Consider the following 22214-nt stretch of genomic DNA (forward strand, 5'->3'; position numbering starts at 1 on the left):
GATCGGTGTGACACACACTACAAAGAATCTGACAGAGCGCCCTGTCAGATCAATTCCGGAATGAGGGTTCATCGTGACGAAGATCCTGGCCGCTCCACCCGCCGACTCGCAGTTGCACCCGATTCCGGGCCACGCGGGTCCGCCCCTCGTCGGGCACGCGCTCGAGTACATCCGCGATCCGCTGACGATGATGCAGAAGCGGTGGGACCTCTACGGCGAGGTCTCGTGGTTCACGATGATCGGCCGACGCTGGGTTGCCGTCCTCGGTCCCGACGCGTGCCAGGAAGTGCTCCAGAACAAGGATCGTGCCTTTGTGAACAGCGACGGCTGGTCGGCGCTGATCGGTCCCTTCTTCCACGGCGGCCTCATGCTGCTCGACTCGGACGAACACCTGCGGCACCGCCGGATCATGCAGCAGGCGTTCACTCGCGCACGCCTCGAGAAGACGGTCGACGCCCTCCACCCGGCCATCGGTGCCGCACTCGACGCGTGGGTGCCCACCGACGGGTTCCGTGCCTACACCGAGCTCAAGACACTCACGCTCGATCTCGCCACGGACATCTTCATGGGCGGGGCGGAAGGCAGTACCGAGCGTGAAATCGACGCAATCAAAAAGGCTTTCGTCGACTGCGTCCAAGCGGCGACCTCGGTGATCCGCTATCCCGTCCCCGGCACGCGGTGGAAGCGGGGACTCGACGGCCGCCGTCTCCTCGAAGAGTTCTTCCGCCGGTACCTCCCGGCGCGCCGCACCCACGAGACCGACGACCTGTTCTCCGTGCTCTGCCACATCGAATCCGAAGCAGGACAACGCTTCAGCGACGACGAGGTCGTCGACCACATGATCTTCCTGCTGATGGCCGCACACGACACGTCCACGATCACCCTCTCCACGATGATGCAGTACCTCGGCCAGCATCCGCAGTGGCGGGAGAAGTGCCGGGCGGAGTCCCTCGCACTGGGCACATCGACACCCGGTTACGGGGACCTCGACGGTCTGGTCGGTCTCGATCTGGTCATGAAGGAGTGCCTCCGCATCGTTGCCCCCGTGCCGGTCATGGCGCGCCGGGCGGTGCGCGACACCGAGGTGCAGGGGCATTTCGTGCCCGCGGGAACGTACGCCGCAGTGGCACCGCACTTCACCCACCACATGTCGCAGTACTGGCCGGATCCCGAACGATTCGACCCCGAACGTTTTGCGGAGCACCGGCGCGAAGACAAGGTGCATCGTTATGCCTGGGAGCCGTTCGGCGGAGGTGTGCACAAATGCCTGGGAATGCACTTCGCCGGCGCCGAGATCAAAGCGATCATGCATCATCTGCTGCTGCGCTTCGACTGGGACGTCGATCCCGGCTACGTCGCGCCGCTGAACTTCACGTCCCTGCCGTTCCCCTCCGACGGCCAGCCCGTGGATCTGCGCTTACGGGACTGAACTCGCCCGCAATCCGGCCGATGCGGGCACGGGCACGGCATTATGAGGTGATGCCGACACGCACGGTCGACGGGCACCGCATCACGCTCACCAATACCGACAAAGTGCTGTATCCGCGGACCGGCACGACGAAGGGCGACGTCATCGCCTACTACGAGGCCGTCGCCGACGCGATGCTCCCGCACGTGGTGGGCCGGGCCGGTACCCGGAAACGCTGGCCCAACGGTGTCGACGAACCGGCGTTCTTCGAGAAGAACCTGGCCGAGCACGCCCCGGCATGGATCGACCGCCGCACTATGCACCACAAGCAACGCCGGGTCACGTACCCGCTCTTCGATTCGGCCGCGAGCCTCGTCTGGCTCGGGCAACAGGCCGCGCTCGAATTGCACGTTCCGCAATGGCGGTTCGACGGCGACCACGCCGGTCCCGCCACCCGGATCGTGTTCGACCTCGACCCGGGGCCCGGCGCGGGCCTACCCGAATGCGCGGTCGTGGCCCGGTACGTCCGCGACACCGTGGCCGAACTGGGCTGGACGGCGTATCCGGTCACGAGTGGCAGCAAGGGGATTCACCTGTATGTCCCGCTCGATCGGATACTGAGCACCTCTGGGGCATCGACCGTCGCCAAGCAGGTCGCGACCAACCTCGCGTCCGCGTACCCCGACCTGGTGACCGCCACGATGTCGAAGTCGGTGCGGCCCGGAAAAGTGTTCGTCGACTGGAGTCAGAACAACGGGGCGAAGACCACCGTCGCACCGTATTCGCTGCGTGGACGCGAGGAGCCGTGGGTCGCGGCGCCGCGCGCGTGGGACGAACTCGACGACCCGGACCTGCGGCACCTCCGGTTCGACGAGGTGCTCGACCGCCTCGGCGAATACGGCGACCTGCTCGAAGGCCTCGATCCACCACTGGATAGCCGGGGTTCCTCCGACGCGCTCGAGGCGTACCGGAGCAAACGCGACGCGTCGCGCACTCCCGAACCCGTGCCGCACGGTGTCGCGCGGGACGGTTCCGGCGACCGGTTCGTCATCCAGGAACACCATGCGCGGCGACTGCACTTCGATCTGCGCCTCGAGCGCGACGGGGTCCTCGCATCGTGGGCGGTCCCGAAGAACCTGCCCGACAGTACCGGTCGCAATCATCTCGCCGTCCACACCGAGGACCACCCGATCGAATACCTCACGTTCCACGGCACGATCCCGAAAGGCGAATACGGCGGCGGGACCATGACCATCTGGGACACCGGCACCTACGAGACCGAGAAATGGCGCGACGACGAGGTGATCGTCCACCTGCACGGGAGCCGGATAGACGGACGGTATGCACTGATCCGTACCGAGAGGGATCAGTGGCTGGCACACCGTATGAAGGAACAGTCGTCGGGTGCCCGCGCGTCCGCGTTTCCGCGGGACATCGCTCCGATGCTGGCGACTGCCGGCGAGGTAGCCGGATTGGACGCCGAACACTGGGCCTTCGAAGGCAAGTGGGACGGTTATCGTGCGATCGCGGAGGTCTGCGACGGCACATTGCGCCTTCACAGCAGATCGGGACGCGACATCACGGGGGAATACCCTCCGCTCGCCGAGTTGGCGAAGATCCTCGAAGGGCACGACGCGGTGCTCGACGGTGAGATCGTGGCCGTCGATCCTGAAGGCGTGACCAGCTTTTCGCGCCTGCAGCAAGGGGTGAAAGCGGAGTACCGGGTTTTCGACGTGCTCTACCTGGACGGGGTGTCACTGCTGCGCAAGACGTACGACGACCGGCGCCGGGTGCTCGGCGCTCTCGCCGCCGCGACCGACGGGCTGGCCGTCCCCGACCAGTTGCCCGGTGACGGGGCCGAGGCACTCCGTCGCAGTCGGGACGCGCGGTGGGAAGGTGTGATCGCCAAGCGTCGCGACTCGGTGTATCTGCCGGGAAAGCGGGGGCGCGCCTGGATCAAGGAGAAGAACTGGCTCACCCGATCGGTCCTCGTCGGTGGCTACCGGCCGGGAAAAGGCAATCGCTCCGCGACTTTCGGATCCTTGCTGCTCGGGGTGTACGACGGCGACCGTCTCGTGTATGTGGGAAAGGTCGGCACCGGATTCGACGAGCACACCCTCACGGAACTGACGAATGCGATGCGGAGGCTGGGGCGGAAGACGAGCCCGTTCTCCGACGAGGTGCCGCGGGCGGAGAGTCGAGACGCGGTCTGGCTGCGTCCCGAACTGGTGGGTGAAGTGCGATTTCAGGGGTGGACGGACGGTGGCCGGCTGCGGCACACGAGTTGGCAGGGGCTGCGCGACGATCTCGACCCGGCGTCCGTGCGCAGAGAAGGTACCGACGCGGGCTGATACCGTTCGTTCTGCATACGACATCAGGCAATCGGGAGGGCTGTCATGGCCGAAAGTTCTGCTCCCGTCCGCCGGGTCGGGCTTGTCGAAGACCACGAATCGGTGGCTCTGGGATTGGCGGCGATGCTCGCCGACCAGCCGGATCTCGACCTCGTCTGTGCGGCCCCGACCGTGGCCGCACTGCTCGCACAACACACCGACTTCGATCTCGTCGTGCTGGACCTGCGGCTGGCCGACGGGTCGTCGCCGCAGGACAATGTCGAACAGTTGCGGGCGGTAGGACTCGAAACGCTCATCTTCACCGGTGCCGAGAACCCTTTTCTGCTGCGGTCCGCGGCGCGCGCGGGAGTTCTCGGCGTGGTCCGCAAGTCGGAACCCGCTGCGGCGGTGGTCGCGGCGATCCGGGTCGCCGCGTCGGGCGGGCAGATCGCGAGCACCGAGTGGGCCGCTGCGATCGACGGTGATCCCGAACTCGGCGACGTCGGCCTCAGTCCCCGGCAGCTCGAGGTGCTCGAACTGTACGCATCGGGGGAGAAACTGGATCGTGTCGCGCGGATGACCGGGCTCGCCCCGCAGACCGTCAACGACTATCTGCAACGGATTCGGGCGAAGTACGCCGAAGCCGGCCGGCCCGCTCCCACCAAGACCGACCTGTACAAGCGTGCGATCGAGGACGGGTGGCTACCGATTCCGGAGCGCCACGATGCCCGTCGTCGTGGCTGACCGGATCTCCGTCGGGGGGACCGCGGCCGCCGATCGCCTCCTGCGAATGTTCGCGCGGTTCATCGCAATCGGATACGTCTGCTACCTCTTGCTGGTCTTCGGCGAGCTGATCGGGCAGGCGGATCTGACCGCCGCGTGGTGGACGCCGCTGGCCGTGACGTTGATTTTCGGGTCGAGCGCAGCGTTCGGTTTCTCCGCGTCGTGGAGCGGTGCCCATAGGATGAAGCAGTTCGCGGCGGCGAACGCGATCCTCTACCTCGTGGCGTTGGCTCTGTGGTTCCCCGCCTGGAACGGATCGGTCGTCCCACAGGACCACACCCTGTGGTTCAGTTCTTTCCCCGGCCTTGCCTCGTTCGCGGCCGTGGTGGCGTGGCGGCCTCCCTGGGCGTTCCTGCACATGGTGTGTGCGATCCTGCTCGCACAGAGCGCCGACCACACCGTCCGTGATGCTCCGTTCGGCCAGAACCTGCTCCCGGACGTCGCGTTCGGACTCGTTTTCTGCACCGTCTTTCTCGCGGCGGCCGTGGTGGGCCTCCGCACCGGGCGCACGCTCGACGAGACCGTTGCCGCGACCCACGCCGAAGTGGCAGCAACCGCCGCGCTGGAGGCCCGGAACCGTGAACGTGAAAGGTTCGCTGCGCTCGTCCACGATCGGGTGATGTCCACGCTGCTCGCGGCGGCCCGTCGTGCACCCGACGAATCCGTCGTTCCGCAGGCGGAACGCGCGCTGGCCGAACTCGACAATCTCCGACGCCGTGGCGACGACGACGAGATGCTGGCCGCGCATGTGGCCGTATCCCGACTGCGCACCGCTGCCGTCGAATCGGACGAGGAGGTCGCTGTCTCCGCGTGCATCTCGCCCGGCGACGAGAAGGCGCTGTTTCCGGCGCAACCGGTCCGCGTCATCGCTGCGGCTCTCGGGGAAGCCGTCCGCAACAGCGTGCGGCACGCCGGACCGGCCGCGACACGGTCGGTGCTGATCGACGCTGGGCCGGGCAGGCTGGACGTCCGTGTCGTCGATGACGGCTGCGGGTTCGACCCGGACGTCGTGGCGCAGAACCGCCTCGGGGTCAGTGTCAGTATCCGTGCGCGGATGAACCAGCTTTCCGGTGGAACCGCGGACGTGCGCTCGGTGCCCGGTTCCGGAACCATGGTGTCCCTGTCGTGGCGGGAGCAGACGACGTGACCGGTGCGAATGCGACCGTCTCGGATCTTCTGCACATGCACAGCACGCCAGCACGCGCGCTCGCGGGACTGTATGCGGTGACCTGCGTCCTGCTCGCCGCGTACAACGTCGACCGCGTCGAGTCCGTCTGGCCGATGGCCGTTGCGGTGCTGGTGTGCGTGGCGGCGGCTTTCGTGCTCGTGAGGGTCGAAGGGGATCCGTTGCCGCTGCGCCCGGCGCTGGCGCTCATGTGTACCGGAGCGGTGTCGTGCGGTGCTCTCTTCTCGGTGGTCCCGCCCGGCCCTACAGAGCAGCCCGTGCAACTGTGGACCTTCGGGATGTCCGCGGCGATCCTGGTGTTCATGTGTGTACGAGGACGCATGCTCCTCGCGTGGATCGGGTTGATCCTGATGCTGCTCACCGCGGCGGTGTGGGGAGCGACGGAAGGACCGGGGGCGGCCTACGCCCTGGGCGTTTCTGTCATCAATGCCGGACCGGTGCTCATGGGCACGGTGTTCGCGTACACGATCCGGCCGCTGGCGCGCTCCATCTACGTCCTTCGAGAGCAGTCCACACGCCGGGTCGCACGGGAATCCGCCACCGCCGCTCTTCTCGAGGAACGCGACGCGCAACTCGACCGGCTCGATGCTCTGGCCCGGCCGATGCTCGCTCTCCTCGCGTCCGGTGAGCCGCTCGGGGACGAGGACCGAACGAAGTGCGCTCTCCTCGAAGCACGTCTGCGGGACATGCTGCGGGCACCCGCGCTGCAGGATCCCGCGATCGTGGAAGCCGCACAGGCGGCGCGTCTGCGGGGAGTGGAAGTGGTCATGCTCGACGACAAGGGAATGGACGACGCGCCCGCCTCGGTGCGTCATCGGGTGCATCGTGCCGTGGTGGATTGCCTGGACGCCGTGTGGACCGGATCGGCGACCGTCCGGGTTCTTCCTCCGGGACGTACTGCGCTGGTGACCGTGCTCCTGCGAGACGACGCCGAGGTACGCCGGATCGAACTCGACCGTGAGGGCCGCCCGGTGTCCCTCGGCGCTCTGGTGTCCACCGGAGGAACATCGACTACGCGAAGTTGACGATGCCCCTCGTTTCATGGGCAGGAGAACATGGGGCTGGGGACGACCGGCATCTCGCTGTAGCGTTCTCCCGACCGAGAAGGATTCGTCGGGGGATCGTGCTCGGTCGATCGTTGCCTACAGAGGGATACGCCATGACCAGCATGCTCGACAAGACCCCGACCTACCGGAAGCCGGCACTGACGGCCCGTGAAATCGAGATCCTCCGCGAGTGGCTGGTGTGTGAATCCAAGTCCGAGGCCGCCTCGCGCCTGTACGTCACTGCCGCCACCGTGAGCACTCACATCGTGCGCATTCGCGAGAAGTACGCACGCGTGGGCCGCGCCGCGCCCACGAAGACCTCGCTCCTGGCCCGCGCGCTGCAGGACGGCGTGGTCTCCATCGACGAACTGTGACCGACGCACCCTGATTCCGGTCACGGGGGAGGCTCGCCGGGTACCGGCGAGCATTAGGGTGTCGCCGTGACGATCCTGAAGTCCCTCCTGCTTTTCGCTGTCGCCGCGCTGTTCGAAATCGGCGGCGCCTGGCTCGTGTGGCAAGGGGTGCGTGAGCACCGGGGATGGATCTGGGTCGGCGCGGGTGTGATCGCACTGGGTGCATACGGTTTCGTGGCGACCCTGCAACCGGACGCCAACTTCGGACGCATTCTCGCGGCGTACGGCGGTGTGTTCGTCACCGGTTCCCTGGCCTGGGGCATGGTCGTGGACGGATTCCGGCCGGACCGGTGGGATGTATCCGGCGCGCTCGTGTGTCTCGTGGGCGTTGCGATGATCATGTACAGCCCGCGGTAGTCGCGGGCGCGTCCGCCTTCTCGGACAGGACGGGTGGTGAGGTTTCGGTGCTGTTGCACCGGGAACCCGAACCGCGATCCGCTCGCCCGACCGCAGAACAGGAGACGCGTATGCCCAATGTGGCCGACGGAATCGTTGACCGGCTGAAGGAATGGGGAGTGCGCCGGGTGTTCGGGTACACCGGGGACGGGATCGATCCCGTCCTCGCCGCGCTCGACCGGGCATCCGACCACATCGAGTTGGTGACGGCACGCCATGAGGAGATGGCGGCGTTCATGGCCACCGGCCACGCCAAATACACCGGTGAGGTGGGGGTGTGCCTCGCGACCCAAGGCCCCGGTGCCATCCATCTCCTCACCGGTCTCTACGACGCGAAGCTCGACAGCAAACCGGTGGTCGCGATCGTCGGCCAGGTGGTCACCTCCGCACAGGGGAGCGGCTACCAGCAGGAGGTGGAACTGCCCACCTTGTTCAAGGACGTCTGCGCCCAGTACGTGCAGAGCATCGACAGTGCCGAGCAACTCGGGCCCGCGCTCGACAATGCGTTCCGCACCGCCCGGGCCACCTCCAGTCCCACCTGTGTCATCGTGCCGCACGACATCCAGCAGGCGGACGCACCGGAACGCGAACACGCGCACGGGTTCGTGCCCAGCACCGCCGCGTTCGCTTCGCCACGCATGATTCCCGCCGAGGCCGATCTCGACAGGGCCGCGGACGTACTCAACGCCGGTGAGAAGGTGGCGTTGCTCGTCGGTCAGGGCGCTTACGGTGCCGCAGCCGAAATTGCGGAGGTGGCAGAGCGACTCGGTGCCGGCGTCACCACGTCGCTGCTCGGTAAACCGGTGGTGGACGAAACCGAGCCGTGGGCCTGCGGGGTGATGGGTCACCTCGGTACCACCGCATCCGCCGACCTGATGGCGGGGTGCGACACCTTGCTCATCGTGGGCAGCAACGACCCGTGGACCGAGTTCTACCCCGCGCCCGGGCAGGCACGGGCCGTACAAATCGATATCGAGTCCCGGAATCTCGGTGCGAAATACCCCATCGAGGTGGCGCTTCCCGGTGATGCGATCGAGACGTTGCGGGCATTGCTTCCGCGACTCGAGCAGAGCCGGCGGCCGTGGCGCGACGAAGTCGCGCACATGGTGCAGGACTGGCGCCGGATCGCGGCGGCGCGCTGCGCCGAGAAGCCGGATCGGCTCAATCCGCAGGCGGTCGTCGCCGCGCTGTCCGACCACCTGCCGTCGGACGCTCAGGTCGCGGTCGACGTCGGTTCGGTCGTGTACTGGTATGCGCGGATGCTGCGTCTGCCTCGGGGCGTGCCGGCGCACCTGTCCAGCACACTGGCGTCGATGGGGTCCGCGCTTCCCTACGGGCTCGCTGCCAAGCTCGCCCGGCCGGATCGACCCGTGATCGCGCTCGCGGGCGACGGTGCGATGCAGATGAGCGGCAACTCCGAACTCGTGACGGTGGCCCACCACTGGCGCAACTGGGCCGACCCGAGGTTCGTGGTCCTGGTACTCGACAACGGAGACCTTGCCGAGGTGTCGTGGGAGCAAAGAGAAATGGAAGGCGACGCTCGGATCCCGGCCTCGCAGGACGTCCCGGTGTTCCCGTATGCCGACTATGCCCGGTTGCTCGGCCTCGAAGGCATCCGCATCGAGCGGCCCGAAGATATCGACGAAGTCTGGCGCACAGCGCTGGCCGCCGATCGTCCCGTGGTGATCCAGGCGGTGACCGATCCGTCTACGCCGTTGCTGCCACCGCGAGCCCCCGGCGCGAAGGTGGACAAGATGTTCGGCGCGCTCGACCAGGAGGGTGCCGACGGCGCCGCGCGGCAACTGCGTGGACAACGGGCGCAGGAGAATCCCGAGGGCTGACGCCCGCACGTGCACGACACCCGTCCGACCGAGGAGGACCCATGTTCGAACGTAATGTGGCCGACGGCGTGCACAGGATCGAGCACGCTCACGTCAACGTGTATCTCGTCGAGGACGACGACGGCGTCACCTTGGTGGACACGGGTTTTCCCGCGACGTTGCGCCACATCGAATCTGCCCTGCGGGAAATCGGTCGCGCCCCGCAGGACGTGCGGGCGATCGTGCTGACCCATGCGCACTTCGACCACGTCGGTTCGGCGCGTCGTGCGCACCGCGCGTGGCAGGTTCCGGTGCGGGCACATCGGCGGGAGCAGTATCTCGCCGCACATCCGTACCGGTACAAGCCTGAGCGTGCGCGCCTGCTCTATCCCCTCCGCTACCCGAAATCGCTCCTGATCCTCGGCCGGATGACGGCAGTGGGGGCATTGGGTGTTCGGGGGCTCCCGGATACGACCCCGTTCGAGACCGGCGCTCGGCTCGGTGTTCCCGGGGGGCCTCGAGCGGTGTTCACGCCCGGTCACACGTTCGGGCATTGTGCCCTCCACCTCCCGGACCGGAATACCGTGATCTCGGGCGATGCCCTCGTCACCTTCGACCCGTACACCTGTAAGACAGGACCGCACGTGGTCGCGGGCGCCGCGACGACCGACAGCGCTCAGGCGCTGGCGTCGCTGTCGGCTCTCGCGGAGACCGCTGCCGGCACCGTTCTGCCGGGCCACGGTGAACCCTGGTTCGACGGAGTGGACTCGGCGGTCGAGCAAGCACTACTGGCCGGCCCGTCCTGACGTTCGAGAGACCGCGCCGCGCTCACGACTCGCTGCCCCTGAGCGTCGCTTCGTAGCCGGTGGTGAGCCAGAAGACCGTCCGGTCGATGGTGGGCACGATGTCGTGGATGGCGATGTCACCGTCGCGGCAGCGTCCGACCAGACCGTAGACCACGCTCGACAGGATGGACTTCAGTTCGGCGACGAAGCCGGGGTCCACGTCGGACAGGACCGCCATGCCGACAGGGACGACGGGATCGAAGCCGCGCATGTGCAGTCCTTCGCCGCCGGGTGAGGCTCTCACCTGGAAGTAGGCGAGAAGCATGTGCGGGTGCTTTTCCCACGGCTCGAAGATGGCGCGCAGGACTCTCATCATGGCCGGGTGCAACGGCTCGTCCGCGTGACGGGTCTGCGGAACGAGGGCCGAGTGGTTGCTCTCCATCCAGCGCTCGATCGCGGCAAGAATGAGGACGTCGCGGGTGGCGTAGTGCTTGTAGACGGTCGACAGCGATATGCGTGCGCGGCGGGCCACCTCGCGTAGCTGGACCGCCTCGAATCCTCCCTCGTCGAGCAGTTCCACGACGCTGTCGAGGAGTCTGTCCTCCCCGTCGCGCAAAACGGTGTTCTCCATTTCTACGAATTCCCTTGCCGTTGGCGGATAACAGAGTTACCGTGACGCCGGTAACACCGTTACTCACCGTACATCGGACGGCATTCACGCCGAATGCGTGCTCTCGCCGTCCGGGCCCGACTTCACCCTTTGGAGCGCCCGATGACGGGACCACCGAAGCGCCTGCACATCGATCGCGATATGTGCGAGGCCCACGCGTTGTGTGTCGAGATCGCCCCCGAGATTTTCGAACTCGCCGACGACGACATCGCGACGTGCAACGAGACACCACCGGAAGCTTTGTGGCCCAAGGCGCACTCGGCCGTGAGTGCATGCCCGCGCCAGGCCATCGGTATCCGCGAGGACTCCTCCACCACCTCCACTCGTTCACCGAAAGGTCAGTGAACCGATGACCGATCTCGCCTCAGCCGACTACTTCTCCGACGGCGACCTGGCGCAAAGCCCCTTCGACTATTTCGACCACCTCCGAAGCCGGAATCCCGTGTTCCGCGAACCGAACTACGGCGTCATGGTGGTCACCGGATATCCGGAGGTTGTCGAGGGCTTCAAGAACTCCGAGGCGCTCTCCGCGGTCAACGCCATCGGCGGGCCGTTTCCGCCGTTGCCGTTCGAACCCGAGGGCGACGACATCACGGACCAGATCGCGGCGCACCGTCACCTCTTTCCGATCTCGGAACACATGGTCGTGATGGATCCTCCCGACCACACGCGTGCACGCTCGTTGCTGGGCCGGCTCCTCACACCGAAGCGGCTGAAGGAAAACGAGGAGTACCTGTGGTCGCTCGCGGACCAGGTGCTCGACGAATTCTTCGATGACGAGCACTGCGAGTTCCTCGGACAGTACGCCAAACCGTTTGCCACTCTGGCGATCACAGATCTTCTGGGAGTTCCGGAGGAGGACCGCGAGGAGTTCCGTTTCGCACTCGGTGCCGCCGAGCGATCCGGTATCCCGGTGGGGGCACTCGACCACAGAACGGTCGCGGTCAATCCGCTCGAGTACCTCGACGACCGCTTCTCCGGTTACCTCGCCGAGCGGCGACGTGAACCCCGCGGGGACATTCTCAGCGGTCTGGCGGCGGCAACGTATCCGGACGGGAGCACGCCGGAACTGCTCGAACTCGTCCGGCCGGCGACCTTCCTGTTCGCCGCCGGTCAGGAAACGGTGACGAAGCTACTCAGTTCGGCGCTGCGGGTGCTCTGCGAACGACCGGAATACCAGAAGATCTTGCGCGAGGACCGCAGCCTCGTAAAACCCTTCATGGAAGAGTCGCTGCGCTTCGACAGTCCGACCAAGGTCGACTTCCGCCTGGCGAAGAAGAACACCACCATCGGCGATGTCGAGGTCCCCGCGGGGACCGTGGTCATGCTGAGCCTTGCGGCGGCCAACCGCGACCCGCGAAAGTTCGAGAACCCGAACGAATTCCGGCTCGACCGCAAGAACGCGCACGATCACATCGCATTCGGGCGGGGCCTGCACACGTGCGCAGGCGCGCCGCTCGCCCGCATCGAAGGCCACGTCACGCTCAACAAGTTGCTCGACCGCATGAGCGACATCCGCATCAGCGACCGCGCACACGGCCCGGAAGACGACCGGAAGTTCCTCTACGAGCCCACCTTCCTGCTCCGCGGACTCGTCGAGCTGAACATCGAGTACACCAGAAATCCCTGATAGCGGAACACAATCCGACTGAGGCAGTCCCATGGTTACCGCGTCGGGTCATCGCCCGGGGCGCAATGAGAGAGGGAGTTCATGGCGGGAAGAGTTGAAGGCAAGGTCGCGTTCGTCACCGGTGCCGCGCGCGGTCAGGGACGTAGTCACGCGGTGCGATTGGCGCAAGAGGGCGCGGACATCATCGCCCTGGACATCTGCGGCCCGATCAGGGACAACGCACTGATCGAACCGGCCACGCCGGAGGACATGGCCGAGACCGTCGAGGCGGTCAAGGGCCTGAACCGGCGGATCGTGACGGTGCAAGCCGACGTCCGCGATTTCGACGCGGTCAAGTCCGCCGTCGACGACGGGGTCGCGCAATTGGGGCGGCTCGACATCATCGTCGCCAACGCCGGGATCGGAACGGGCGGAACCCCGCTTCACCAGACCGACGAGTTCGACTGGCAGGAAATGCAGGACATCAACCTGTCCGGGGTCTGGAAGACGGTGAAGGCAGCCGTACCCCACATCATCGAGGGCGGGCAGGGTGGCTCGATCATCCTGACGAGTTCGGTGGGCGGGCTGAAGGCCTATCCGAATACCGGCCCGTACATCGCGGCCAAGCACGGTGTCGTCGGTTTGATGCGCTCGTTCGCAGTCGAGCTGGGTGAACACTTCATCCGCGTCAATACGGTGCACCCCACCAATGTGAACACCCCGATGTTCATGAACGAGGGCGCCATGAAGATGTTCCGGCCCGACCTCGAGAATCCGGGACCGGACGACCTGAAGGTAGCGGCACAGTTCATGCACGTGCTGCCGATCGGCTGGGTGGAACCCGAAGACATCAGCAACGCAGTGCTGTTCCTGGCGTCGGACGAATCCCGGTATGTCACGGGCCTGACGTTGACCGTCGACGCCGGTAGCACGCTCAAGTAGGCGGCCACACCGTACGAAAGCGATCCGTCGCCGGCCGGAATTCTGCGCGAAGCAGAGTTCGGGCCCGGTGGCGGATCGTTCTTCTGTGCCCCCGGCAGGATTCGAACCTGCGACACCCGCTTTAGGAGAGCGGTGCTCTATCCCCTGAGCTACGAGGGCGCGCGCGTGAGGCGGCGGACCGGATCATGGCGCGCTGTGAGTGTAGCGGGCGGCAGGTACCGAGGGCGAAGCGAACGCCTGTGGGGCTTTCTTCGGCGCGGTCGAATCGGCCGTTGTCCCGCACCCTGAGATTAAGAGAAGGTCACGCTGGCGCATCCCTATACCGTTTTGTTACCTTGGGTCGCCAGGAACGACGGGCCACCGGAGGCCCAGCTCGAAATCGGGACGACGAACGGGAAAATGACTGTGGGACGGCACCAGCTCGCACGCGAAGAAAATGCTTTCGATATCGATTTTTCCTTTTCCCCGTCCAATAAGGGCCGTCACCGCGTGGAGCCCACCGGTACGTCCGCGCCGGTGAAGGCCGCGACCGTCGCCGCAGCCACCGGTGCCTTCTTTGCCGTCGGCGCCCAGTTCACCGCGGGCACCGCCGCCGCACATCCCGGTCACGAGGCTCCGGCCCACACGGAGGCTCCGACCACCGGCACCCTCCCGTTCGAGCTTCCCGAAGGCCTGCTGCCCGCCGGTGTCGAGATCCCCGGTGTGACCACGCAGGACGCGCCGCAGCTTCCGGCCGAGGTCACCCAGTTCGTCGACCAGTTCGCCGGTGGAAACAACTGGCTGGACAGTCTGAACCCGATCAAGCCGAGCACCGTGCAGCCTGTGTCCGGCACGCTCACCTCCGATTTCGGTGCTCGCTGGGGCGCGCACCACGGCGGTATCGATATCGCCGCCCCGATCGGCACCCCGATCATGTCCGCCTCCGACGGCACCGTGCTCGACGCGGGTGCGGCATCCGGATACGGACAGTGGGTCCGCGTGCTCAACGACGACGGCACCACGGCGGTCTACGGCCACGTCGACACCTACCAGGTCGCAGCCGGCGAACGTGTCTCTGCCGGGCAGCAGATCGCAACCGTGGGCAACCTCGGCTGGTCCACCGGCCCGCACCTCCACTTCGAGGTCTGGGACCAGGACGGCACGAAGACCGATCCCAACGCGTGGCTCAGCAACCGCGGTGTCGTCGCCGACTGGGGCCATTCCCGCGCGGTCTGATCACCTGCGGGTGTCCGGCCGAGCGTTAGGCTTGTTTCGAGACAGAAGTCAGCGCTACCGGGGGTTCCATGGGCACCGAGATTTCGGCACGTTCGTTCACCGGCGCGGACCGGCGGGCATTTCGCCGTAAGGTGCGCGACTGCATCGGCGCGCTCGAGCGGATGCTGCGCGAGGACATGTTCGTCGACGTGCATTCGTCGCCGGAACCGCAGCTCGGCATGGAGATCGAGTTCAACCTCGTCCAGGACGACATGGCTCCCGCGATGTCGAACATCGAGGTGCTGCAGGCGATCGACGATCACGCCGTCTTCCAGACCGAACTCGGCCAGTTCAACGTCGAGATGAACGTCGAGCCGGGTCCGCTGACCGGTGACGCGACCCTCGAGCTCGAAGAGTCTCTCCGGTCTTCGTTGCGGCGCGCCGCCGACCGGATGCACCGGCACAATGCCCAACTCGTGATGATCGGGATGCTCCCCACTCTCGAACTCGACCACCTCGGACGGGACCGCATCACCGCCAATCCGCGCTACGAGGCTCTCAACGAGCAGATTTTCGCGGCCCGCGGAGAAGACCTCGAACTGGACCTGGACGGCGTACCGCTTCCGGGGACCGACGAAGTGGAATCTCTTCGCGAGGACATGAATTCGGTCGTCCCCGAGGCGGCGTGCACCTCGTTGCAGTTGCACCTGCGGGTCGCACCCGAGGACTTCGCACCGCACTGGAATGCGGCGCAGTGTCTCGCCGGGGTCCAGGTTGCGCTCGGAGCCAACTCACCGTTCTTCGCAGGCAAGTCGCTGTGGCACGAGAGCCGGATCCCGTTGTTCGCACAGGCCACCGACACTCGCCCGTTCGAGTTGAAGAACCAGGGCGTGCGGCCTCGAGTGTGGTTCGGTGAGCGCTGGATCGAATCTCCCCTCGACCTCTTCGAGGAGAACTCCCGCTACTTCACGGCGCTGCTGCCCGAGGTGAGCGATTCGGATCCGATGACCGAACTCGATGCCGGCCGGATTCCCGAACTGCGGGAACTCCAGATGCACAACGGCACGATCTATCGCTGGAACCGTCCGGTGTACGACATCAGCGACGGGCAAGCGCACCTCCGCGTCGAAAACCGTGTGCTGCCCGCCGGGCCGACGGTGCTCGACACGATGGCGAACGCGGCGTTCTACTACGGCGCCCTTCGCGCGCTCGTCGACGCCGAAGAACCGCTGTGGCGTCAGATGAGTTTCGATGCGGCCGAGAAGAATCTGGTCCTCGGTGCGAAGTTCGGTCTCGACGCCAGACTGTACTGGCCGAAGATCGGCTGGGTGGGTGCCGACGAACTCGTCCTGCGGTGTCTGTTGCCCTTGGCCGACAAGGGACTCGAGGCGTTCGGCCTCTCGTCGAAAGCCCGCGATCGGTACCTCGGGATCATCGAGGGCCGGTGCAGCAACCGGAGGACCGGCGCGGCGTGGCAGCGCGAGCACGTCGCCAAGCGGGAAGCGTCGGGCGAAGACCGGCGTACCGCGCTCAGAGGGATGATGGGCGAGTACGTGGGGAACATGCTCGAGGGCAACCCCGTTCACCAGTGGGATTGATCCGGTAGGCAGAACGTCCGGCGCTCAGATCTCGAGCGTGCGGGTGACCACGACATCGGGTTGCGTCACCACCCGATCCGTCGGCGGTTCGTATCCGGGGACCACCGACAGGTCACCGGAGAGATCGCTGACTCGGACACCGAGTCGGTCGGTGAGGACACCCAGGGTGAGCGTGACCTCGATGCCTTCCGGACCCGGCGCCCAGAACATGAATCCGAAGTCGGAGGACGGCTCGGCTCGCTGACCGTCGACGGTCGCACCGTGCACCGTTGCCGTCGTGCTGTCGACCCACAGACCCACGGCGTGAGCCCCTCTGGGCGACGACAGGCGCAGACGGAGTTCTCGCGCCCCACCCGAACTCGTGTCCTCGAGAACTTCGACGTCGGGCGGTGCCAGATCGGACACCGGCGCCGGACCCTGCGACAGCGATTGGTCGCCACGCCACGGGAACAGGTCCGGGAGCGGCGAAGCGGACGCGGAGAGCAAGCCCTCGCTCCACTCGGAGCGAGGTGCGTCCGGGGATGCCCAGGTCGCTGTGCCGTTGTCGGTGTCGAGGGCGTACCAGAGGAATTCCTGACGCTGATCCGTCGCCCCGTCCCGGTTGACGAAGCCGGCTGTCGCGGTGCACACCAGGACGAGGACCACCGCGGTGACCGCGGACAACCAGACCTTCGTCGGCCGCAGGACCGGTTCCCAGAGCGGTGCGGTCGCCGCGAACGTGATGAGAACGAACGCGCCGGCAGCGGAGGCACCGGCAACCAACCCCGCGTCGAACGACACGAGAACCGCACCGGCGCCCAGCACCGCTCCGGGGAGCGCGCCGACCGTCAGCACGGCAAGACGCCACCAGAGCGCCTCGGCGGGCAGAGCCAGTGTGACGAGCACGGCGATCACTGTGGGCAGGACGGGCAGCACCAGCGCCGATGCGACCCCGGGAAAGGGCGTGCCCGCCAAGGCTAGGACAGCGATGGCAACGAAGATCCCGCAGGTGACGGCGGGACCGGGCACCCGTCGCCGGAGCGCAGCAATGACGAGAATGAGAACACACAGTGCGGCAACGACAGCCGCGAGCTGGAACGGTCCGGGACGGTACGGTTCCTCGGTAACAGGTGATGCCATGCCGGGCGCCACCTGCTGAGCGAGCCACCACGGGAGCCAGGCGATCCCCGCCGACGCGATCCCTGCGACGGGCGCGGCAGCGCCGGTGGCGAGGATCTGACGAATCGTCGCTTCGCGGCGGCGGATCCGTACGACTACCAGAACGGCGGCCCCGACGGCGAGGAGCACCGCGCCGGCAATTTCCACCCACCGGGGATAGTGGATCAGCCCCCAGGGCACGAGCGAGACGACTTCGTGTCCCGCGTCGTCGAGCGTCAGCAGGTCCGTGTCCGCGAGGGCCCGGGCCGTGGCCAGGGAGGTCTCGCCCATCTGCTGAAGCGACTCCTGGCTCAGTCGGTCCGTCGTGTCGAGCGGGCTGTGGTAGTACGCGGAACCCGACGCGATCGCCGTGTCGAATCCGGAGAAACCGGTGTCGGCGAAGTTGCTGAAATCGGTGTCGTTGGGGAGCGCCTCGAATGCCAGCTGGGTGAGGGAGTCCGCCTCCGCCCACGGCGATCGGGTGAGTGCGTCGAGCAGAGCGCCGTTGGGGAAGGTCATCCGGAAAGTCATCGGGATTCCCGCATTGCCGCGGGCCTCGTGGTTGAGGACGACCGTCGGGCCGAGTGCGGGTGAACGCGACCGGGTGAACACCTGGGAGCCGAGCAGTCCGTTCTCCTCACCGTCGGTGAGCAGCACCATGATGTCGTTGCGCGGCGCGGGACCGACACCGAGGGCCCGTGCCGTTTCCAGTGCGGTGCTCACCCCGATCCCGTCGTCGCCCGCGCCGGGTGATCCGACCACCGTGTCGTAATGAGCGGCGAGCACTACGGTTCCGGTGGGATCGGAACCGGGGACCATCGCGATGATGTTCCCGACCCGGGCGCCGCGTTGTTCGGGTGGATCGTCGTTCGTCGTCCATCCGACGCCGGACTGAACCGTGGTGCGCCATCCGAGTTCCTGGAGGGTGGCGACGAGGTAGTCGCGCGCTGCGGTGTGCTCGGGCGTGCCCGGAACACGGGGCGTCGTGGCGATCGCGTCGATATGGGTGGCGGCGCGTCCGGCGCTGAAGACCTCGGGCGGAGCACCGGCATCGAGCGGTTCGGGAAAAGACGGGAACACTGCTACGGCGAAGCCGATGAGCAGGATGCTCAGCAGTGCGAGCAGGCTCCCGCCTCGGGGCAGGCTCGGTGCTCGGTCGACGCCCGTATCCATGGGCGCGAGCGTAGCCGGGCAAACGGCACATTGTGCGCCGGACAGCGGTCTTTGGTCCGTGCGGCCGCGCCGGACACTCCCGACCACACGACCGATCTCACGTATCCTGGCTGGAGGGTTGGTGCTGTGTGGGGCAAAGGATTCAGGGACGGCTACCGGCGGTGCCGCGTCGGCGGCGGGTGACGACCCACCGCCACAGCATCGTCGCCGGCGAGCCGGTGTAGGTGAGGTTCGGCCCGAGATTCACCCCGAGCAGCATCGACGGGCATGAGGGTCGAGGCGGAGTTTGCCGGATGCGCAGACGCATAACTCGCCGGACGACGTGAAATGCCCATGGAGAGGCAGCGGCGAGCACAGCGGGAGTGAGCAGAACTACCGTCGCATCGACGCTCAGTACCGCGGTCGTGGTGGCACATGCGGCGAAGACCCACACGAGCAACCGGACGGGACTTCCCCGTGCGCTGTGCCGCAGCATCGAGGCCATCCACCGGAACACTCCGTGAGCGTCCGTCGCGTGCGCCAGAACCAGGATCGCGGCGAGGAAACCGACCGTCGGAAGGAGTGCCCGCACCTGATCGAGCGCCTGTTCGGGCGTCAACGCCCCGATCACGGGCAACAGAATCGCAGCGGGTCCGGCCACCGCCACCTCGGGCAATCCGTGCGGTCGCACGACGGCGGCGACGAGCACCAGCACGATCAGCGCAACCACGACGACGATCACCGCGCCATCATCTCTCCTGACGGGGGGACCGGAGAACGAGCATTCGACAGCATTCCCGCGCGGACGCTGCGATGATCACGGGTGCGCCTGTCCGCCGAAACCACACGGGTGACGCGGAAATACCCCGCTCGACGCGGAAGAACCCCGCTTGACGTCACGCCTTCGAGACGAGCGAGATCAATGCCGACCTCACCGAACAAGACGACAGCGATTGCGGCCGAATGCGCCTGCGAGGGCGAGACGGTGGCAGACGCCGGGACGATCCGTCCGGCGACATGATCGCCGGAGGTGCGCAGCGGACACAGCACAAGGCGGGTTCTCCCGGCCTGGCGATCGGCGACGCCGCCGCGAGCCCGGTCGCCGAGGTGCTGTCACGCCTCGGATCCTCGTCGTCCGGGCTGAGCGCCACGGAGGCCGCGGAGCGACTCGAGAGTGTCGGACCGAACGCCGTCCGGAGTTACGGGGTGCGGGTGTGGGCAGTCCTCGCGCGACAGTTGCGGAGCGCACTGCTGCTCCTGCTGGCCGTCACCGCAATCGCGTCGTTCTTTCTCGGGAATCGGAGCGACGCCGTCGTCATCGGGATCATTCTCGTCGCCAGTGTCGGCCTCGGATTCGTCAACGAGTACCGGGCCGAACGTGCGACCGCTGCGCTGCACTCGAACGTGCGGCACACGACCGTCGTTCTGCGGGACGGCGCGGCCGCGCGGGTCGATGTCACCGAACTCGTACCCGGCGACGTGGTGCGCCTGGTGCTCGGGGACGTCGTGCCGGCCGACATCCGACTGCTGGACGTCGTCGATCTCGAATGCGACGAGAGCGTGCTCACCGGAGAATCCGAACCCGCTGTCAAGACCACCGATGCCGTCCCGGAGGGTGCGGCGACGGCGGACCTGTCGGATTGCGCTTTCATGGGCACGATCGTCCACGGGGGGACCGGCACGGGCGTGGTGGTCTCGACAGGAGTGAACGCGGAATTCGGGCGCATCGCTCGCGGACTCGGTGACAGGGAACCGGAAACGGACTTCCAGCGCGGACTGCGAAGCTTTTCGGTGCTGCTGCTGCAGGTAGCACTGGTTCTGACATCGCTGATCGTCCTGATCAATCTGCTGCTCGACCGCCCGCTCATCGAGTCGCTGCTGTTCGCGCTCGCGATCGCGGTGGGTATCACGCCCCAGTTGCTTCCCGCAGTGGTCAGCACCGCTCTGGCGTCCGGATCCCGCCGTTTGGCAGCGCAGAAGGTGCTGGTCAAGCGACTCGTGTGCATCGAAGACCTCGGCGATGTGGACTTCCTGATCACGGACAAGACCGGCACCCTCACCACCGGGCGGATCGCATTCGTCGAAGCCGTACCTCTCGACGGCAACAGCGCCGAACACACAGTGCTGCACGGATTGCTCGCGACCGAGACGGAAACCGCCGGTCCCGGGCAGCGGATCGCGGCCAACGCGATGGACACGGCACTGTGGGAGTCGGCGGGGGAGGTCGGCGGGCAGGCCGACCGGTACCGGCGTATCGACGGCGTACCGTTCGACCACAGTCGTCGCATGGCCTCGGCGCTGACCGCTGGTCCGGACGGCGACGCGACATTTCTGGTGGTCAAGGGCGCACCCGAATCGGTGCTGGCGCGGTGTGTGGAGGCGAGTGCCGACGCGCGCGAGCGGCTGGCACAGCTGTTCGACGAGGGGCGCCGCGTCGTCGCGGTGGCGACGAAGAATCTCGACGGGTCGCGGACCCGGGTCGGAGCCGACGACGAGCACGACCTCCACTTGACGGGATTCCTCGTGTTCTCGGACGAGCCGAAGGAGTCGGCACGACACTCGCTGGACCGGCTTGCTCGACTGGGCATCACCGTCAAGGTCGCGACCGGCGACAACGCCCAGGTGGCGGAGCGGGTCTGCGCCGAGTTGGGTCTCGGCTCGGCTGGCAGCGTGACAGGCGCCGAACTCGGACGTCTCGACGACGATCAGTTCGCTGAAATCGCCCAGCGTGCAACTGTGTTCGCACGGGTGTCCCCGGAACAGAAGGCGCGGTTGGTGCGGGCGCTACGCGGGCATGGGCGCGCGGTCGGGTTTCTCGGGGACGGTGTCAACGACGCGCTCGCGCTCCATGCCGCCGACGTCGGAATCTCCGTCGATTCGGGCACGGATGTGGCGAAAGACGCCGCGGACGTGGTTCTTCTGGAAAAGGATCTCGGTGTGCTCGCCGACGGCGTCACCGAGGGCCGTCGGACCTTCGCCAACACCATCAAATACGTCTTGATGAGCACGTCGAGCAATTTCGGCAACATGTTCAGTGCCGCTGCCGCATCGGCTGTGCTCACCTTCCTGCCGATGTTGCCCAGCCAGATCCTGCTCAACAACCTGCTCTACGACTCGAGTCAGCTGGCGCTCCCGGGCGACCGGGTCGACCCGGAGGAACTGCGTGCGCCGTCGCATTGGGACATCGGGTTCATCCGCCGGTTCATGCTGTTCTTCGGCCCGCTGAGTTCATTGTTCGACTTCGTGACGTTCGGGCTCATGCTCGGGGTGTTCCATGCCGGACCGGAACTGTTCCGTACGGGATGGTTCGTCGAGTCGCTGGCCACCCAGATTCTGATCGTCTTCGCGATCCGCACGCGCCGTACGCCTTTCATCCGCAGCCGGCCGAGCCGCACCCTGATCGTGACGGTCGCGGTGGTCCTCGCCGTGGGTATCGGCGTGACCTACTCCCCGTTCGCCGACGACCTCGGTTTCACGAGCCTGCCGCTCGGGTTCTTCGCCATGCTCGTCGTGCTGATCGTCGGATACCTGGTTCTGATCGAGTTCGCCAAACGGTTGTTCTACGCCGAGCCGCTGCACCATCCTCCACCCTCACCGCGACGCGGACGACGGCGTCGACTGCATCGGCGCGCAGCGCACTTCGGCACCGGCGCGAGGCTTCCGGTGGTCGTTGCGCGCGTGGCGAATTCCGCGTCGGGCCATGCGGCGAGCAAGGGTGGAGGATGAGCGACGACGACTCCTGTCG

General features: G+C 66.7%; 18 protein-coding genes and 1 tRNA gene. 15 read left to right on the forward strand and 4 right to left on the reverse strand.

The window, feature by feature from the left end:
* Positions 1 to 73 precede the first annotated feature (73 nt).
* The 9 genes from ACLQ3J_RS15755 (at position 74) to ACLQ3J_RS15795 (ending at position 10188) form a co-directional block, all read left to right on the forward strand.
* Entirely contained in the window at positions 74 to 1429 is a 1356-nt protein-coding gene (locus ACLQ3J_RS15755) for a cytochrome P450 (RefSeq protein ID WP_425903820.1), read from the forward strand.
* 50 nt (positions 1430 to 1479) lie between these two features.
* Positions 1480 to 3759 carry an ATP-dependent DNA ligase gene (locus ACLQ3J_RS15760; RefSeq protein WP_425903821.1) on the forward strand — a complete coding sequence of 760 codons (2280 nt, stop codon included), beginning with the start codon at positions 1480 to 1482 and terminating at the stop codon, positions 3757 to 3759.
* A gap of 45 nt (positions 3760 to 3804) precedes the next feature.
* A complete protein-coding gene (locus tag ACLQ3J_RS15765; protein ID WP_425903823.1) occupies positions 3805 to 4482 on the forward strand; it encodes a response regulator transcription factor in 678 nt (225 codons plus the stop codon).
* Positions 4463 to 5668 (forward strand): sensor histidine kinase, encoded by a 1206-nt coding sequence (locus ACLQ3J_RS15770; RefSeq protein WP_425903825.1) that lies wholly within the window; start codon positions 4463 to 4465, stop codon positions 5666 to 5668. The genes ACLQ3J_RS15765 and ACLQ3J_RS15770 overlap by 20 nt, the downstream gene beginning before the upstream one ends.
* A complete protein-coding gene (locus tag ACLQ3J_RS15775) occupies positions 5665 to 6732 on the forward strand; it encodes a hypothetical protein (protein ID WP_425903826.1) in 1068 nt (355 codons plus the stop codon). The genes ACLQ3J_RS15770 and ACLQ3J_RS15775 overlap by 4 nt, the downstream gene beginning before the upstream one ends.
* A 134-nt stretch (positions 6733 to 6866) precedes the next feature.
* Positions 6867 to 7127 carry a LuxR C-terminal-related transcriptional regulator gene (locus ACLQ3J_RS15780; RefSeq protein WP_169621123.1) on the forward strand — a complete coding sequence of 87 codons (261 nt, stop codon included), beginning with the start codon at positions 6867 to 6869 and terminating at the stop codon, positions 7125 to 7127.
* Positions 7128 to 7193: 66 nt separating this feature from the next.
* Positions 7194 to 7523, forward strand: coding sequence for a YnfA family protein (locus ACLQ3J_RS15785; RefSeq protein ID WP_425903828.1), 330 nt, complete (start codon positions 7194 to 7196; stop codon positions 7521 to 7523).
* 110 nt (positions 7524 to 7633) lie between these two features.
* Positions 7634 to 9403: a thiamine pyrophosphate-requiring protein gene (locus ACLQ3J_RS15790; protein ID WP_425903829.1), complete on the forward strand. Its 1770-nt coding sequence runs from the start codon at positions 7634 to 7636 to the stop codon at positions 9401 to 9403.
* A gap of 41 nt (positions 9404 to 9444) precedes the next feature.
* On the forward strand, positions 9445 to 10188 hold the full coding sequence (locus ACLQ3J_RS15795) for an MBL fold metallo-hydrolase (protein ID WP_425903830.1): 744 nt from the start codon (positions 9445 to 9447) through the stop codon (positions 10186 to 10188).
* A gap of 22 nt (positions 10189 to 10210) precedes the next feature.
* On the opposite strand, the gene ACLQ3J_RS15800 is transcribed toward ACLQ3J_RS15795, so the two are convergent.
* Positions 10211 to 10798 (reverse strand): TetR family transcriptional regulator, encoded by a 588-nt coding sequence (locus tag ACLQ3J_RS15800; RefSeq protein WP_425903832.1) that lies wholly within the window; start codon positions 10796 to 10798, stop codon positions 10211 to 10213.
* Between the two features lie 141 nt (positions 10799 to 10939).
* Between ACLQ3J_RS15800 and ACLQ3J_RS15805 the strand changes: the two genes are divergently transcribed.
* The 3 genes from ACLQ3J_RS15805 (at position 10940) to ACLQ3J_RS15815 (ending at position 13388) form a co-directional block, all read left to right on the forward strand.
* A complete protein-coding gene (locus ACLQ3J_RS15805; RefSeq protein ID WP_169651863.1) occupies positions 10940 to 11182 on the forward strand; it encodes a ferredoxin in 243 nt (80 codons plus the stop codon).
* A gap of 4 nt (positions 11183 to 11186) precedes the next feature.
* Positions 11187 to 12467: a cytochrome P450 gene (locus ACLQ3J_RS15810; RefSeq protein ID WP_425903833.1), complete on the forward strand. Its 1281-nt coding sequence runs from the start codon at positions 11187 to 11189 to the stop codon at positions 12465 to 12467.
* A gap of 81 nt (positions 12468 to 12548) precedes the next feature.
* Positions 12549 to 13388, forward strand: a complete 840-nt coding sequence (locus ACLQ3J_RS15815; RefSeq protein ID WP_425903834.1) for a mycofactocin-coupled SDR family oxidoreductase — start codon at positions 12549 to 12551, stop codon at positions 13386 to 13388.
* Between the two features lie 86 nt (positions 13389 to 13474).
* On the opposite strand, the gene ACLQ3J_RS15820 is transcribed toward ACLQ3J_RS15815, so the two are convergent.
* Positions 13475 to 13547 (reverse strand) — tRNA-Arg (locus ACLQ3J_RS15820).
* Between the two features lie 246 nt (positions 13548 to 13793).
* On the opposite strand from ACLQ3J_RS15820, the gene ACLQ3J_RS15825 reads away from it, so the two are divergent.
* Entirely contained in the window at positions 13794 to 14603 is an 810-nt protein-coding gene (locus ACLQ3J_RS15825; protein WP_425903870.1) for a M23 family metallopeptidase, read from the forward strand.
* Between the two features lie 68 nt (positions 14604 to 14671).
* Entirely contained in the window at positions 14672 to 16180 is a 1509-nt protein-coding gene (locus ACLQ3J_RS15830; protein WP_425903836.1) for a glutamate-cysteine ligase family protein, read from the forward strand.
* 24 nt (positions 16181 to 16204) lie between these two features.
* On the opposite strand, the gene ACLQ3J_RS15835 is transcribed toward ACLQ3J_RS15830, so the two are convergent.
* Entirely contained in the window at positions 16205 to 18490 is a 2286-nt protein-coding gene (locus ACLQ3J_RS15835) for a M28 family peptidase (protein WP_425903837.1), read from the reverse strand.
* Between the two features lie 142 nt (positions 18491 to 18632).
* Positions 18633 to 19211: an SLC13 family permease gene (locus ACLQ3J_RS15840; RefSeq protein ID WP_346765108.1), complete on the reverse strand. Its 579-nt coding sequence runs from the start codon at positions 19209 to 19211 to the stop codon at positions 18633 to 18635.
* Positions 19212 to 19486: 275 nt separating this feature from the next.
* Between ACLQ3J_RS15840 and mgtA the strand changes: the two genes are divergently transcribed.
* Positions 19487 to 22195, forward strand: a complete 2709-nt coding sequence (gene mgtA / locus ACLQ3J_RS15845; RefSeq protein WP_425903839.1) for a magnesium-translocating P-type ATPase — start codon at positions 19487 to 19489, stop codon at positions 22193 to 22195.
* Positions 22196 to 22214: the final 19 nt, after the last annotated feature.

It is taken from the genome of Rhodococcus sp. DT1, assembly GCF_049844875.1.
Lineage (GTDB): Bacteria > Actinomycetota > Actinomycetes > Mycobacteriales > Mycobacteriaceae > Rhodococcus.